11 protein-coding genes are annotated in these 15,560 nt (G+C 55.6%); 7 read left to right on the top strand and 4 right to left on the bottom strand.

Features of this window, described 5'->3' with window-relative positions:
- Positions 1 to 11 precede the first annotated feature (11 nt).
- The 4 genes from O6944_06260 to O6944_06245 all read right to left on the bottom strand — a co-directional run bounded on the left by O6944_06260 (position 12) and on the right by O6944_06245 (position 5,237).
- Positions 12 to 1,220 carry a phosphoglycerate kinase gene (locus tag O6944_06260; protein MCZ6718737.1) on the bottom strand — a complete coding sequence of 403 codons (1,209 nt, stop codon included), beginning with the start codon at positions 1,218 to 1,220 and terminating at the stop codon, positions 12 to 14.
- Positions 1,221 to 1,263: 43 nt separating this feature from the next.
- The gene (gene gap / locus O6944_06255) at positions 1,264 to 2,277 is read right to left on the bottom strand and encodes a type I glyceraldehyde-3-phosphate dehydrogenase (GenBank protein ID MCZ6718736.1); all 1,014 of its coding nucleotides are present in this window, start codon (positions 2,275 to 2,277) and stop codon (positions 1,264 to 1,266) included.
- A gap of 97 nt (positions 2,278 to 2,374) precedes the next feature.
- Positions 2,375 to 4,375, bottom strand: coding sequence for a transketolase (gene tkt / locus O6944_06250; GenBank protein ID MCZ6718735.1), 2,001 nt, complete (start codon positions 4,373 to 4,375; stop codon positions 2,375 to 2,377).
- Positions 4,376 to 4,673: 298 nt separating this feature from the next.
- Positions 4,674 to 5,237: a thioredoxin family protein gene (locus O6944_06245; GenBank protein MCZ6718734.1), complete on the bottom strand. Its 564-nt coding sequence runs from the start codon at positions 5,235 to 5,237 to the stop codon at positions 4,674 to 4,676.
- Positions 5,238 to 5,401: 164 nt separating this feature from the next.
- On the opposite strand from O6944_06245, the gene metK reads away from it, so the two are divergent.
- The 7 genes from metK to O6944_06210 all read left to right on the top strand — a co-directional run bounded on the left by metK (position 5,402) and on the right by O6944_06210 (position 15,560).
- Positions 5,402 to 6,601 carry a methionine adenosyltransferase gene (gene metK, locus O6944_06240; GenBank protein MCZ6718733.1) on the top strand — a complete coding sequence of 400 codons (1,200 nt, stop codon included), beginning with the start codon at positions 5,402 to 5,404 and terminating at the stop codon, positions 6,599 to 6,601.
- A 33-nt stretch (positions 6,602 to 6,634) separates the two neighbouring features.
- A complete protein-coding gene (gene ahcY, locus O6944_06235; GenBank protein ID MCZ6718732.1) occupies positions 6,635 to 7,948 on the top strand; it encodes an adenosylhomocysteinase in 1,314 nt (437 codons plus the stop codon).
- A gap of 67 nt (positions 7,949 to 8,015) precedes the next feature.
- Positions 8,016 to 8,903, top strand: coding sequence for a methylenetetrahydrofolate reductase [NAD(P)H] (gene metF, locus O6944_06230; GenBank protein MCZ6718731.1), 888 nt, complete (start codon positions 8,016 to 8,018; stop codon positions 8,901 to 8,903).
- Positions 8,904 to 9,064: 161 nt separating this feature from the next.
- Positions 9,065 to 10,504, top strand: a complete 1,440-nt coding sequence (locus tag O6944_06225) for a sigma-54 dependent transcriptional regulator (protein MCZ6718730.1) — start codon at positions 9,065 to 9,067, stop codon at positions 10,502 to 10,504.
- Between the two features lies 1 nt (position 10,505).
- Positions 10,506 to 12,038, top strand: a complete 1,533-nt coding sequence (locus O6944_06220; GenBank protein ID MCZ6718729.1) for an AAA family ATPase — start codon at positions 10,506 to 10,508, stop codon at positions 12,036 to 12,038.
- Positions 12,039 to 12,246: 208 nt separating this feature from the next.
- Positions 12,247 to 13,890 (top strand): pilus (MSHA type) biogenesis protein MshL, encoded by a 1,644-nt coding sequence (gene mshL / locus O6944_06215; protein ID MCZ6718728.1) that lies wholly within the window; start codon positions 12,247 to 12,249, stop codon positions 13,888 to 13,890.
- Positions 13,887 to 15,560 carry a tetratricopeptide repeat protein gene (locus O6944_06210; protein ID MCZ6718727.1) on the top strand — a complete coding sequence of 558 codons (1,674 nt, stop codon included), beginning with the start codon at positions 13,887 to 13,889 and terminating at the stop codon, positions 15,558 to 15,560. Before mshL ends, O6944_06210 begins: the two co-directional genes overlap by 4 nt.

Below are 15,560 nucleotides of genomic sequence, written 5' to 3'. Positions count from 1 at the left end.
GCCTCGATGGCCTATTCGTTGCACGAGTGGCCAGCTAGAGTATCTCCGCGGGCGCGCTCCTCTAGAATGCTGACAGCCGGCAAGACTTTACCTTCGAGGAACTCCAAGAAGGCCCCGCCGCCGGTGGAGATATAGGAAATGTCTTCCGCCACACGATACTTAGCGATGGCAGCAACCGTATCGCCTCCGCCCGCGATCGAATAAGCATCGCTTTGGGCAATGGCCTTTGCGATTGCCTTGGTTCCATCACCAAAACGGTCAAATTCAAACACGCCGAGTGGGCCGTTCCAGACGATTGTGCGCGCTTCTTTCAACAGCGCGACAAGGCGTTTCGCGGTCTTAGGACCCACGTCCAAGATCATGTCATCGTCCGCGAGCTTGCTAACAGGTTTTACAATGGCCTTGGCGTCCTCACGAAGTGCCTTTGCGCAGACAACGTCGATTGGAAGCGGAATGTCGCTACCGCGGTCCTTTGCCAATTCAGATAGATGCTGTGCCTCGGCGATGAGATCCGGTTCATGCAGCGAGCACCCAATGTTGTACCCTGCGGCGCGAAGAAACGTATTGGCAATCCCTCCCCCCACAATGAGTTGATCTACCCGCTCGATGAGTGAGTCGAGGAGCGTCAGTTTGGTCGATACCTTCGCTCCTCCCACAATGGCAAAAAGGGGTCGTGCGGGTTTCTCCAAGGCTTTCGCAAGGGCCTCAAGCTCCCCAAGAAGCAGCGGGCCGGCGCACGCGATAGGCGCGTACTTTGCAACTCCATAGGTAGATGCTTGAGCCCGGTGAGCGGTCGCGAACGCATCATTAACAAATACCTCACAGAGTGCGGCCATGCGCTGCGCTAAATCATCATCATTCTGTTTCTCACCCACTAGAAATCGTACGTTCTCGCAAAGCACCACGCCGCCATCTTCGACGTCCACACCGTCAAGCCAGTCCTGTACAAGCGAGACATCTTGACCGAGTCTAGCCGATAGGCATGCGGCAACTGGGCGGAGCGAGAGTGTCTCGTCATATTGCCCCTCCATTGGGCGTCCAAGGTGCGAGATCAGCATGGTCTTAGCTCCCATATTCATCGCGTGCTGCAATGTGGGCAGGCACGCCTGGATACGCGTGTCATCCGCCACTGTGCCGTTTTTCAGCGGCACATTGAGATCTTCGCGGATCAGTACGCGTCTGCCCGAAATGTCTACATCGGTCATTTTGATGACGTTTATCAAGGACGGCTCCGTTGACTAGCGGCACGCTATCGAAGCTCGGTTACTTAGCATGCATGAGTGCGACAGTGGTATCCAACATGCGATTGGCGAAACCCCACTCGTTGTCATACCAGGCAACGACCTTAACGAGCGTACCATCGATCACCTTAGTCAGCGACGCATCGTAAATTGACGATGCTGGGTTATGGTTGAAGTCGATTGACACGAGCGGTTTATCATTGAATTCCAGAATTCCGTTGAGTGATCCCTTGGATGCTTCTTTCATGATATTGTCGATTTCATCCTTACTGGTTTCTCGTGCCGCCTGAAAGGCAAGATCTACGATCGAGACATTCATGGTCGGTACGCGAATGGCGTAACCATCGAGCTTGCCATCCAACTCCGGTAATACAAGGCCCACAGCCGCTGCCGCCCCAGTTTTCGTCGGTATCATTGACTGAGTCGCCGAGCGGGCGCGCCGTAAGTCTTCGTGAAATACATCAAGCAATACTTGGTCATTCGTGTAGGCATGTACCGTCGTCATGACGCCGTGCAATACCCCGATATGCTCATGTAGAGGTTGGACTAGCGGCACGAGGCAGTTCGTAGTGCACGATGCATTGGAGATGACGGTATGAGATGCTCTGAGAACGTTGTGATTCACTCCAAACACGATGGTGGCATCTACATCTTTTCCCCCAGGTGCTGATATGACCACTTTTTTTGCGCCGGCGACTAAATGGGTACTTGCCTTATCTTTGCTCGCGAACAGTCCGGTACATTCCAGCACGACATCAATGCTCAGATCCTTCCACGGTAACTTTGCTGGGTCTCGCTCAGCCAAAACACTGATCTTGTCACCGTTGACGATCATGCAATCCTCGTTGACACTGATCTCACCAGGAAACTTACCGTGAACGCTATCGTATTGTGTTAGGTGCACATTCGTACGGGCGTCGCAGAGATCGTTGATTGCGACTATTTGGATTTCGTTTGTGCGACCAGATTCGTATAGCGCGCGGAGTATGTTGCGCCCAATGCGCCCATATCCATTGATTCCCACTTTAATCGCCATTGGTTGTCTCCGCTTTGGTTTCGATGATGCCATGCCTGGCCAAAACTACGGTGTTCTTCTTTCTGTGCACCATCTAATTCTGCGATAGTGCTATTTGTCAGGCCGCTAGAAGGTCTTTGACGACATTGATTACGTTGTCCACCGTAAAGCCGAAGTGTTTGAACACCACCTGAGCCGGTGCTGACTCGCCGAAGGTATCGATTCCAATCACCCTGCCGTTCAAGCCGACGTATTTGCGCCAGTAATCAGTGACACCCGCTTCCACCGCTACTCGCTTGCCGCACTCGCACGGCAGAACCGACTCCTTATATACATCATCTTGATTGTCGAAGACGTCGGTGGACGGCATGGACACAACCCGGATTTTTATGCCATCGATCTTTAGCTGTTCGGCCGCATTGACTACAAGTTCTACTTCTGATCCCGTGGCGATGATGATGGCATCTGGCTTTCCTTTGCAGTCAATTAACACGTAACCTCCTCGCGCAATGATGCTAACCTGCTTCGGTGTCCTTGAGTGGTGGGCAATCTTCTGGCGCGTAAATAATAATGCTGTTGGCCCGTCCGTCCTTTCAATGGCTGCCTTCCACGCCACTGCAGCCTCCACCGCGTCGCAGGGTCGCCAGACAGACATGTTGGGCATGAGCCTGAGGCTTGCGGCATGTTCAACCGCCTGATGAGTTGGGCCATCCTCGCCGAGACCGATGGAGTCGTGGGTCAAGACAAGGATGCTGCGGATCCTCATTAGCGCAGCCAATCGTAAGGCATTGCGGGCGTAATCGGTGAACACAAGGAATGTGCCACCGTAGGGAATGAAGCCACCGTGCGAGGCGATCCCGTTCATGATGCCGGCCATGGCAAATTCGCGAACACCATAATGAATATAGTTCCCGTCCACTGACGCCTTCGTGATGGGTTTGGACCCGGACCACTTGGTGAGGTTGGATCCGGTAAGGTCTGCCGAGCCGCCGATGAGTTCCGGGAGTAGCGGTCCGTACGCGTCTAAGGCGTTTTGCGAGGCCTTGCGCGATGCCATCGCATCGCTCTTCGATTGTGTCTCGCGAATGTAATTTTTTGCCTTCTTCTCCCAGTCAACAGGGAGATCACCGTGCGTGCGGCGTTCAAACTCTGCCGCGAGGTCAGGATATTCCTTACGATACGCAGCGAATCTGTCATTCCACTCCGCCTCGAGTCTTGCGCCACGAGCACGTGCATCCCAGCCCGCGTAATGCTCATCAGGGATCACAAATGGCTCATGGCGCCAGCCAATGGCTTCCCGCGCCAGTGCTACTTCGTCTTCGCCCAGCGGCGCGCCGTGACTGGCCGCTTTGCCTTGCTTGTTAGGTGATCCCCAACCGATCACGGTGTTGCAATTGATGACGCTCGGCTTATCCAGAACAGTGCGGGCCTTCTCGATGGCCTGTGCGATTTCATCGGGATCGTGTCCGTCGATGTTCGGGATCACGTGCCAGCCGTAGGCCTCAAACCGTTTGTTTGTGTCATCGGTGAACCAGCCTGCGACCGGTCCGTCTATAGAAATCTGGTTGTTGTCATAAATGGCAATGAGCTTGCCAAGGCCAAGCGTGCCGGCAAGAGAGCAAGCCTCGTGAGAAATGCCTTCCATGAGGCAGCCATCTCCCATGGTGACATAGGTATAGTGATCGACAATGTTATGGCCGTCCCGGTTAAACTGGTCAGCGAGTACCTGCTCGGCAATGGCGATACCAACAGCATTTGAGAGCCCTTGACCTAACGGTCCGGTGGTTGTCTCGACGCCGGGCGTAGCGCCATATTCCGGGTGCCCGGGTGTCTTCGAGTGCAGCTGACGGAATTGTTTTATCTCTTCCAGTGGCAGGTCGTAGCCCGTGAGGTGCAACAGCGCGTACCACAACATGCAGCCGTGCCCGTTAGACATGATGAAACGATCGCGGTCAATCCAACGAGGATTGGCTGGGTTATGGCGTAGATAATCATTCCATAGCACTTCAGCGATATCTGCCATCCCCATGGGCGCACCCGGGTGTCCGGAATTGGCTTTCTGTACTGCATCCATGCTCAACGCCCGGATGGCATTGGCAAGATCTCTCCTAGAGAGCATATAAGTCTCCTGTTTACGGCGCTGACCCATTTAGTCTACGGCAGGTTTGGCTGCATAGTTTGGACGGCTTGACGTTGCTAAAAATTGATTGCCTGTCAAATAATTTCGTTGTTCTTAATTGTTGGCTCAAGGCGATGTTTCGCCACTTTTCCAAGCGCTTTGAGCACCACCCGGGAGGGTGTGATGTGAGGATTCAAATGACAGGTTTGAGTCCCTGAGTCAAGGGCGATATTCTCTCGCAGCTTCCCAACAGCGGCAATAGCAAGCGGTCTGACGGACGTGTTTTCTGATCACATTGTTACCGGGTTTCGTGCTTCCATTTGATGGAACATCCCATACTGGGGAACTGTTCTTTTGGCCCCTCACCGCTCTCGGCGATCTGTTTTATTGCTTCAAACAGATCGTGCTGCGCGTCGGGTGACGCTGGTTTTATGCCGCTGGCGTCCAGTCGTCCACGGTACTGAAGTTCAAGCGCCGCGTTATAGCCAAAAAAATCGGGAGTGCAGACAGCACCGTAGGCCCTGGCAGTTTCCTGGGTTTCGTCAAAAAGGTACGGAAATGAATAATCAAACTTGGCTGCAACTATCTTCATGTTCTCAAACGAGTCTTCGGGATAATCGGCAGGGTCGTTCGGCATGATCGCGACGCTCTTGACACCGTAGCCCAATAAGTCGCTTGTATCGCGCACGAGGCGTTCCTGTATGGCTTTCACGTAAGGGCAATGGTTGCAGATGAACATGACGAGCGTGGCACGTTCCCCTGTGCAGTCCGCCAAGGTCCAGGTCTTGCCATCGATGCCGGCCAGCGTAAAGTCAATAGCAGGTTTACCGAACTCGCAAACTTCGGTTTCCATAGGAACCATAACGAGGACTCCGTGATATGAGGTTAGTTAGCTATTACGCAATTTCGGCAAGATTTGCAATTCTTGCCTCGTAGGCCGTCTAGGTGCTACGGGACAATGGTGTAAAAAGACCGAAAGAGCGGATACACTACGCCAAAATCGGCCAATAGGGCCAGGAAGTTGCCATGCTAGAGAGCCGTCTATTTACCTCTGAGTCAGTATCTGAAGGGCATCCGGATAAGATTGCGGATCAGATTTCAGATGCCATATTAGACGCGATATTGAGCGACGATCCGCGCGCGCGTGTAGCATGCGAAACGCTGGTTACCACGGGGGTTGTGATGCTGGCCGGCGAGATAACGACCTCTGCCAAAGTTGAGTATCGTGACGTTGTCCGCGAGACGATCCGGGACATCGGCTATAACGACCCTGATATAGGATTTGACTGGGAGAGCTGTGGGGTCCTGGTCTCCATCGGTAAGCAATCGCCCGATATTGCCATGGGGGTCGATGAGAGCGAGGGCCATGAACAGGGCGCGGGCGACCAAGGCATGATGTTTGGGTATGCCTGCAACGAAACTGAGGTGTTGATGCCCGCGCCGATTACTTACGCGCATCGGCTCGTCATGCGCCAGGCGGAGGTACGGAAGAACGGGACCCTACCCTGGTTGCGCCCCGACGCAAAGAGCCAGGTTACCTTCCGGTATGAAGAGGGCCAGCCCTGTGGTGTTGAAGCCGTGGTCTTATCCACACAGCATACCCCTGAGGTTAGTCTGTTGGATCTTAGAGATGCCGTGATTGAAGAAATCATTCGGCCGGTCCTGCCGGCCCATTTTGTAACGAAGGACACGCATTTTTACGTCAATCCGACGGGGCGGTTCGTGATTGGGGGGCCGATGGGGGACTGTGGCTTGACGGGCCGTAAGATCATTGTGGATACCTATGGGGGTCTGGCCCGCCACGGCGGCGGGGCATTCTCCGGTAAGGACCCATCGAAGGTCGATCGGTCAGCTTCCTATGCTGCGCGTTATGTCGCGAAGAATGTGGTTGCGGCAGGTTTGGCGGACCGTTGCGAGATCCAGGTTGCCTATGCCATCGGGGTTGCCGAGCCGATGTCCCTCAGGGTCGATACATTTGGTACGGGTAAGGTAGATGAGGCGCGGTTAACCGATGTGATCCGGGAACATTTCGATCTAAGGCCAAAGGGGATAATTAAAATGCTCGACTTATTGCGCCCGATCTATCGTAAAACGGCGGCCTATGGGCATTTCGGTCGTGAGGAGCCGGAGTTTAGTTGGGAGCACACAGACAAAGCCGAGGCGCTGCGTGATGCACTCGGGAATTCCCATTCCCATGAGGTGATAGAGCATGTGCAAGCTGGCTGATAGCATGGTAAGTCTGCTTGAAGGAGCATGGGTATGAGCGGCCAACCGATTGAGAGCATTAAGCTGGATTATAAGGTTGCGGACATCTCACTTGCCGAATGGGGTCGCAAGGAGATCCGTATTGCGGAGAAGGAAATGCCGGGCCTCATGGCGTTACGTGAGGAGTACCGAGGCAAAAAGCCACTGGCGGGAGCACGTATCGCCGGATGTATCCACATGACTATCCAGACGGCGGTGTTGATTGAAACACTCGTAGAGCTAGGTGCTGAGGTTCGTTGGTCTTCCTGCAATGTCTTTTCAACCCAGGATCATGCGGCTGCGGCAATGGCGGCTGAGGGGATCCCGGTCTTTGCGTGGAAGGGTGAGAGCGAGGAGGAATTCTGGTGGGCCATCGAGCAGACGATCTTTGGCCCCGAGGGTTGGCGGCCCAACATGATTCTCGATGATGGTGGGGATCTCACCAAAGTTATGCATGAGAAACATCGGGACCTGTTAGAGGACGTCAAGGGGCTTTCTGAGGAGACAACAACCGGGGTCCATCGTCTGTACGAGATGATGGAGCATGGGACGCTCGCCGTTCCAGCGTTTAACGTCAATGATTCGGTAACCAAATCAAAATTTGACAACCTCTACGGTTGTCGGGAATCGCTAGTGGATGGGATCAAGCGGGCGACAGATGTCATGATCGCTGGCAAGATCGTCGTCGTGTGTGGTTATGGTGATGTTGGCAAAGGTTGTGCGCAAGCGCTTCGTGGCATGGGCGCTACCGTGTGGGTGACTGAAATCGATCCGATCTGTGCGCTACAGGCGGCAATGGAGGGTTATCGGGTGGTCAGTCTGGACGAGGTTGCACCGCTGGGCGACGTTTTTGTGACCGCCACCGGTAATGTCCATGTGATCACACAGGATCACATGCTGCGCATGAAGGATGAGGCTATAGTCTGCAATATTGGCCATTTTGATTCGGAGATTGATATCGATGCACTACGGCAGTATCAATGGGAGAACATCAAGCCACAGGTGGACCATGTCATCTTCCCGGATGGCAAGCGGCTCATCGTGCTGGCCGAGGGTCGTTTGGTTAACCTAGGATGCGCGACTGGGCATCCTAGTTTCGTCATGTCTGCATCCTTTACCAATCAAATCCTTGCTCAGATTGAACTCTGGCAAAACCATGCAAGCTACGAAAAGAAGGTATACATGCTACCAAAGAAACTGGATGAAAAAGTCGCACGACTGCATATGGAGAAGATTGGGGCAAACTTGACCCGACTTACGGCGGAGCAGGCAGATTACATTGGCGTAGACAAGGATGGCCCGTATAAGCCTGACTATTATCGCTACTAGTTAGTTCTTGCAGGCGGCAATTTGCGGCTGCTTGGTTTATGCGTTAAGTCGCTTGTCGATAGCCAGTATGAAATCGCAAAGTAAGTTCCCTCAAACATATAGTTTTGAGTTCTTCCCGCCCAGGACGCCGGAGGCGGTCGGTAAGCTGCAAACTGCCCGCGATAGACTGGCGCAACTGAAGCCCGATTATTTCTCAGTCACATTTGGTGCCGGCGGCAGTACTCGGGAACGAACGTTCGAGACGGTTCTCGAGATCAGGGACAAGACAGGCATTGAAGCGGTGCCGCATATCTCATGTATCGGCTATCCAACCGACAGTATTCGCGAGGTCCTTAATCTTTACAAGGCGAACGGTATACGTCACGTAGTAGCCCTCAGAGGCGACCTTCCGTCCGGATCAGTCGGTTTTGGGGAGCTACGTTATGCTAATGAACTCATCGCGTTTATCCGAGCAGAGACAGGCGATCACTTCCATATCGAAGTGGCAGCTTATCCCGAATTTCATCCTCAGGCGCCGAGCGCCGAGAGTGATTTTGATAATTTTGAACGCAAGGTAAAAGCTGGGGCAGACAGTGCAATCACCCAGTACTTCTATAATCCCGATGCGTATTTCTACTTTGTCGACGCTTGCGAGAAGCGTGGGTTAGATATTTCCATCGTGCCAGGCATTATGCCCATCATCAACTGCACGCAACTGGTTCGTTTTTCCGAGGCCTGTGGTGCGGAAATACCGCGCTGGATCTTGCGCCGGTTGAAGGACTTTGGTGATGATAGGGTCGCCATCAGGCGGTTCGGCATAGACGTCACGACCGAACTATGTCAACGATTGTTAGAAGGTGGCGCGCCTGGCTTACACATCTATACAATGAATCAGGCGGAGGCCAGTGAGGCGATCTGGCAAAATCTGGGGTTGACCGACGCAACGCAAAAGAAAACCCCTGCATCCGTTGGCTGAGGTGTTCCGCGCTCTAAGCGGTTAGCTCTGCCTCGTTCCAAATTCCCCAAACGCGCAAGTCCCAAGTGAGTTCGTTGTATCATCACGGGACGCCGCTCAGTTGCTCGATTTATTTGAACGATGTATGTTGATTGTAGGGCGTTTATTTAGGAGAGCCTCTCTTGCCTGATGATATTGCCAAGGTCTCTCGCGCCGAGCCTCACAACAAGCCGGGCCTGATCCTCATTGATGACGACCCGCTGATCGTCGAATCGCTGTCGTTCGTATTAAAGGAAGACTATGAGGTCTATACGGCGGCGACCCGACCAGATGCCAAGTCCCTGTTGGTAGAATTGGAGATCATGCCATCACTTGCGTTGGTGGACCTTGGGTTGCCTCCGACGCCGCACGTACCCGACGAGGGTTTTGCACTCATCTCTGAGCTTTTGGGCCTTAATCGATCCATCAAGATCCTAGTACTATCCGGCCAGAGCGCGCGTTCTAACATCCAACATGCACTTACGCTCGGTGCGGTGGACTTTATTCCGAAGCCGTGCGATGTGCTGTTGTTAAAGGCGCGTCTCCAACATCAGTTAATGATCTTGGATGCTGAACAGCACGAGACACGCGCAGATGTCGAGGAAGGAGGGCTTTTGGGACAGAGCTCGGCGCTTGAAACGCTGCGGGCACTGATTACGCAATTCGCGGACACGCCCTTCCCAGTGCTGATTGAAGGTGAATCAGGCAGTGGCAAGGAACTTGTAGCGCAGTGTCTCCATAACCAGAGCGCGCGATCCCAAGAGCCTTTTTTGACAATCAACTGTGCGGCTTTTACTCCAGACCTCCTCGAGGCACAACTGTTCGGTCATGCCAAAGGCGCGTTTACCGGGGCAGCGACAGCTCGGCCGGGCTTCTTTGAAGAAGCAGGTGATGGGAGTCTGCTTTTTGATGAAGTAGGGGAGTTGCCATTGGAATTGCAGTCGAAGCTCCTGCGTGTGTTAGAGAATGGTGAATATTACCGTCTGGGTGAAACGCGGCCACGAATTGCCAGGGCAAGAATGATTGCAGCGACCAATAAAGATCTTCGGGAAGAGGTCCGCGCCCGCCACTTTCGTCAGGACCTATACCACCGTTTGAGCGTGTTAACGATTAATGTCCCACCGTTGCGTGAGCGTGGCGTAGATTGCTTATTATTGTTTGAGCACTTTCGGCAGTTGTACGCACCGACGGTAACGCCGTTTACTCTAAGTAAGGAGGCAGAAAAGTATCTCGAGCAGTATTCGTTCCCAGGCAATGTGAGAGAGCTTCGCAACATCGTGATCCGTCTCGGAGCCAAGTATCCGGGCAAGTGCGTCGGCGCCGAAGAGCTGAATGCCGAACTCGAGTCCGCGTTCGTGGAGCCGATCGGGACAACAAATTCGGATCTGGATGAAGCGGCCGAACGTGAACTTATGTCGTCCGGGTTTAGGTTGGATGAAACGCTTAACGAATGCGAGCGACGCTATATCAATGCTGCACTGAAGCTTAGTGACGGAAATTTGAGTAAAGCAGCAAAGTTGCTTGGCATAAATCGTACTACACTGTATAGCAAGCTTCAGCGGCTCTCGTTGGGAGAGGTGTAATATGTATTATGGTTATTTCGGCCTGAAGCAACCGCCTTTTAAGATAACGCCAGATACACACCTGTTTTTCCCGGGTGGTAACCGCGGCCCCATTTTAGAGGCCTTGATGTATGCCATTGTTAGCGGCGAGGGGATTGTCAAGGTTGTTGGCGAAGTGGGAAGCGGCAAGACTATGTTGTGCCGCATGTTGGCAGTCGAGTTGCCGGCCAACGTTGACGTCGTCTATCTCGCTAATCCCAGTGTCGCGCCGGAGCATATTCTGGACATCATTGCTTTTGAGTTAAAGCTCCCGATTCGTGCCTCCGATAGCCGCTTGCAAGTCATGCAGACCCTGCAGGATTGGTTACTGAAGCGGCATGCTGAAAACCATCTAGTGGTGGTTTTTATCGAGGAGGCTCAGAGCATGCCGGTCGAGACGCTAGAGGAGATCCGGCTACTTAGCAACCTCGAGACCCAACAACACAAGCTGCTTCAGATCGTGCTTTTCGGGCAGCCCGAACTCGACCAGCTCCTGGGCAGGGCTGAAATTCGCCAGCTGAAGGAACGCATCACTTACAACTTCAAGCTTCTCCCGTTCAAGCCGGGTGAGATCCGGGATTACGTCAACGCGCGCCTGAGGACCTGTGGTTATATGGGGGCAGAGCTCTTTACGCCAGCGGCGATCCGTGAAGTTGCTCGGCGCTCTAATGGTTTGGTTCGACGCATCAATATCCTTGCGGATAAGTCTCTGTTGGCGGCCTACGCAGCCAATGGCAAGCGGGTCACCTCAAGGCATGTGAAGGCGGCCGCGCGGGACAGCGAGTTCGTGGCTCGGTGGGGGTGGCTGCGCGCTGCCACTCAGGCCGTAGTGGGCTTCGTGATTGTGGGGGCCGTCGTGCTGTGGGCGTGGGATCAAGCGCTCTGGAAAAGCGACGCGTTTTCTGAGCTGGCTGCCCTTGCCATGGGCACCGTAACCCATGAACTGACGGTGGGGGGCGGCGGTGAGGAGGCCATTGACGAGGTGGAGCCCGTGGAGCCGGCTGAACCCGCGAGTGCGCCCGATGCGGTCCCAGACGCCTCTTTGGCCGAGACGGATACCGTAGCAGTGGACGCCCCGGCCGATGGGCTCGCGCATTCACGGCGAGCGGAGGAAGTGGCATACCGTAGCGCATCCCTTGACCTGTTTCCCATCGCTGAGGAAAGTCGGGACGTGGTCGCAGTGGGGCCCGATGACGAGCTGGTCTTGGCAATGGATCTGCCCGATGAGCGCCAGCCAACGGCAACCTCCTTGCCCTCGAATGCGGTCCAAGTTCAACTTGAGACGGCGCTTGGCATTGCCCCGGTGTCTCAGGTCGATGATATGCCCCTGGGTCAGCTCTCAGCCAAGGAGGCGGCACGCCTTGAGCAGCAGATTGCGGTGTTGCCCCCCGAGGTCGTCTTCGACGACGGACCGGTCCTGTCTGAGAAGGCCTGTACCCGCTGTACGTCCATCATCTATCGGGCCATTCCTGCGAGCGACGCCCACACCCGCCCCGGATCGCCCGAATCCCGGTAGGGGTATGGGCATCCCGGGCTTTATTGCCGTTCTCTATTAGCTACACTTTAGTATTGCGTCCGGCTTCATGCCCCCTCGCCGATGTCTGGCTTCCATGAGAGCCCCGCATTCGAAAACCGATGTAAGTGAATTGCTTCTATAATATTTATAATATGCTAGTTTAGAGAGGTGCCGAATCTTGTATAAAGCCAATAATGGGGCCCACACGATGGGTAAATTCTCATTAATCAGTAGCTTAACGATCCTATTGGCCGCCTGTTCCCTGAACTGGGACGGGCCCGAACCTTTCGAGCCCTCTCCTGGCCACCTAGTCCCGGACAAGGAGGTGGCGCCCGCAGAAGAGATCCCCGAGCTGGTGCAGGCAGCCCCGTTCGTCCCGGCGCCTGAGCCTGTACCCGAGCTCGAGCGATATACGGTGGTCGTGAATCAGGTGCCGGCCGGTGAGCTATTGTTTGCCCTTGCCCGTGACGCCAATCTGAATGTGGATATCGACCCCAGCATCGAGGGCGTCGTCACCCTGAATGCGGTGGACCAGACACTCCCGCAGATCCTGGACCGGATCGCAAGGCAGGTGGATCTCCGCTACGAATACAAGCGCGACACTTTGATTCTCTCGCCGGATCGCCCCCATCTTAGGACCTATCCGGTGGACTACGTCAACATCACCCGGGAGACCACCAGTAGCAACCAGGTGACCACGGAGGTCGCGACAACGGGCCTCGCGGCGCTTGGTGAGGGAGGGGCAGGCGGTGCTGCCGGGACCAATGCCTCTACCACAAATGTAACTACACTCCACTTTAATCGCTTCTGGGAAACGCTCAGCAGAAACATCCTGGCGATCATCGGCGAAGGGGCGGGCGCGACCCTGGGAGGCGGGGGCGGCATCCCCTCCTCGGAGTTCGTGATCGTGAACCCCGAGACCGGGCTCATCAGCGTCGTGGCCACCGCCCGCGAGCACGAGCAGGTGCAGGCCTTTATTGACCAGGTCATGGCGAACGCCGAGCGCCAGGTGCTGGTTGAGGCCACCGTGGCGGAAGTGACGCTGTCGGATAAATACCAGGCCGGAATTGACTGGTCCGTAATTAACATAGGGGGCGAGGCCATCGACATCACCCAGCTGCTGCTCCCGGCTGCCCCGGCCCTGACAACGACGTTTTTTACCATCGAGCGATTCCCAACCGGCGGCAACAATGACGTGACCGCCTTGGTCAGTCTACTCGATGAGTTTGGTGACACCAAGGTCCTCTCCAGTCCCCGGCTGATGGTACTGAACAACCAAACGGCGTTGCTTAAGGTGGTTCGAAATGAGGTTTATTTTACGGTCGAACAGACAGTCGATACGACGCAGGGGGTATCCTCTCAGGCCACTTCGTCGACGGTGCATACGGTGCCCGTCGGGTTCATCATGACGGTAACCCCGCAGATTAGCCAAGACGGTGCCGTGACGCTCACCGTGCGCCCAACCATCTCTCGGATTGCCAGTTTCGCGACTGATCCGAATCCTGTTTTGACGGTGCAGAACCAGGTCCCCGTGATCGCGGTACAGGAGATGGAGTCGGTGCTCAGGATCAACGATGGTGACATTGCCGTGCTTGGCGGTCTGATGCAGGATATCACTGACGACCTTACCACCTCGGTGCCGTTTCTCTCCAAGCTGCCGCTCATCGGCGAGCTGCTCTTTACCAGCGTGACCAAGGACTATCTAAAGACAGAGCTGGTCATCTTCTTGCGCCCCGTGGTGGTGCACAGGGCGAGCCTTGCTGGGGACTTGGCCGATTACCGGCCCTTCCTGGAGGACGTTACGGCGGGGGCCCCGCCTGCAGAATACGCCGGTTCGGAGAGTGGACTATGAGCCTCTTGATGGACGCGCTCAAGAAGGCCGAAAAGGAGAAGAAAGCGGCGGCTAAGCGCCGGCGCGAGGCGGAGGCCGAAAAACCGGAAGGGGAGATTTCGAGCGCTAAGCCGGCTGCCACGGCCGAGACCCCAAAGGCCACGCCACCGAGCGCGGAGGACGTGCCCATTGAGGCAAGCGTCGATGATCTCCCAGGCGAAGAAGAGGGCACGCGGCTCGGCCTCGAACCCATGGAGGCGGAGGCAGAGGACACAGCGCTTGGCCCCGAAGGGTCTCACGACCCTGAGAAGACCACAGAGCTCGCAGCGGACACCATGGTCCTAGAAGGGTCAGCTGCGCCCTACGATAACGAGGACGGGCAGACGGATCCCGAGATGCAAGTCCTTGGGGAGGACTCCTACGATCAGGTCTCCACCCTGCCGTCACAGCGCGCGGTGCGGAGTTCGCTTGAGGGCTATTTTGATGCCACCGGCTCGTACGACAGGACCGTGACGGGGGAGCCCGGGATAGGTGCCCGTGGGATTGGCCCGGGCGTGTCCGAGCAACCGACACCGGTTGCAGCGCAGACGGTATTCACTGCCGCCGGGACATCCGCCTCGGGCAGCGGTCTGAAATGGGGCGCGTTCAGCGGTCTTGTGTTGGTGGCGGTGCTCGCGGGCAGCGTCATCTACTATCTGATGGTGACGCCCATATCGCGGGATGTGCCCTCACCGTTGGTGGCAAAGGGCATTGAGTCTCCACTTCCAGTTCAGCCGGTTGCTGAGCCGCCTATCGGGGAAGTGGTCGTGCCCGCCCCAGATGTTGCGGTGGCCGGCGAGGTGGAAGTTGAGACGGTGGCGTCCGTACCAACCAGCCCCGAGGTTGCCGTGGGGACGCCGCGGAGCTTGGCGGGTGAGGCCGAGGTGGCAGCCGGTGCGCCACCCCAGACGCTCCGCACCGAGCCTGAGGTCAAAGTAGCGCCTACAACCCGATTCGCCGCGCAAGCCCCAGCGCCCATGAGGGGTGAGGGTGAAAGCCTGATGTCCCCCGGACAGTTCGTGGTGGAACCCAGGCTGATCAGGATCACGCGCAGCCGGTCCCCCGATCGCGTAGCCAGCTTGGTGACGAGTGCCTATCAGGCCTACCTTGCAGGGAACTACCCTCAGGCTGCGGCAGGCTACCGAGAGATCCTAAGCACGGAGCCGGAAAACCGGAATGCGTTACTCGGGCTTGGAGCCATTGCCACGCACCATGGCGATTTGCAAATAGCGTACCGGATATACAGTCAGCTGTTGACACTTAATCCCAAGGACACCGTCGCCCAAGCAGCCATGTTGAACCTGCGGGGTAGTGGAAGCGATCCTGTCTTGGTTGAGAGCCGGGTCAAGCTTTTGATCGCTGAGAATCCCGGTGCACCCTACCTTAAGTTTGATCTCGGTAATGCCTATGCAAGACAGTCGCGTTGGGCGGAAGCACAGGGCGCCTATTTTAATGCGTATAGTGCCGATAGCACTAACTCAGACTATGCGTTGAATCTTGCGGTCAGTCTGGATCACTTGGGACAGTCGAAATCAGCGTTGACCTATTATAATCGCGCATTGGAGTTGGCCGGGCGAGACTCGGTTAACTTTAATAACACTGCAGTCAAATCACGTATAACATCCCTGTCTGCTGCAGTTACTACGGAGTAA

This window comes from Gammaproteobacteria bacterium, assembly GCA_027296625.1.
Taxonomy (GTDB): domain Bacteria; phylum Pseudomonadota; class Gammaproteobacteria; order JAKEHO01; family JAKEHO01; genus JAKEHO01.
This window is presented reverse-complemented; position numbering and strand designations above follow the sequence as displayed.

Coding starts and splice junctions, on each gene's coding strand:
- mshL (MCZ6718728.1), top strand. CDS start 12,247: ATGGGTAAATTCTCATTAATCAGTAGCTTAACGATCCTATTGGCCGCC.
- O6944_06245 (MCZ6718734.1), bottom strand. CDS start 5,237: ATGGTTCCTATGGAAACCGAAGTTTGCGAGTTCGGTAAACCTGCTATT.
- metF (MCZ6718731.1), top strand. CDS start 8,016: ATGAAATCGCAAAGTAAGTTCCCTCAAACATATAGTTTTGAGTTCTTC.
- tkt (MCZ6718735.1), bottom strand. CDS start 4,375: ATGCTCTCTAGGAGAGATCTTGCCAATGCCATCCGGGCGTTGAGCATG.
- gap (MCZ6718736.1), bottom strand. CDS start 2,277: ATGGCGATTAAAGTGGGAATCAATGGATATGGGCGCATTGGGCGCAAC.
- metK (MCZ6718733.1), top strand. CDS start 5,402: ATGCTAGAGAGCCGTCTATTTACCTCTGAGTCAGTATCTGAAGGGCAT.
- ahcY (MCZ6718732.1), top strand. CDS start 6,635: ATGAGCGGCCAACCGATTGAGAGCATTAAGCTGGATTATAAGGTTGCG.
- O6944_06210 (MCZ6718727.1), top strand. CDS start 13,887: ATGAGCCTCTTGATGGACGCGCTCAAGAAGGCCGAAAAGGAGAAGAAA.
- O6944_06220 (MCZ6718729.1), top strand. CDS start 10,506: ATGTATTATGGTTATTTCGGCCTGAAGCAACCGCCTTTTAAGATAACG.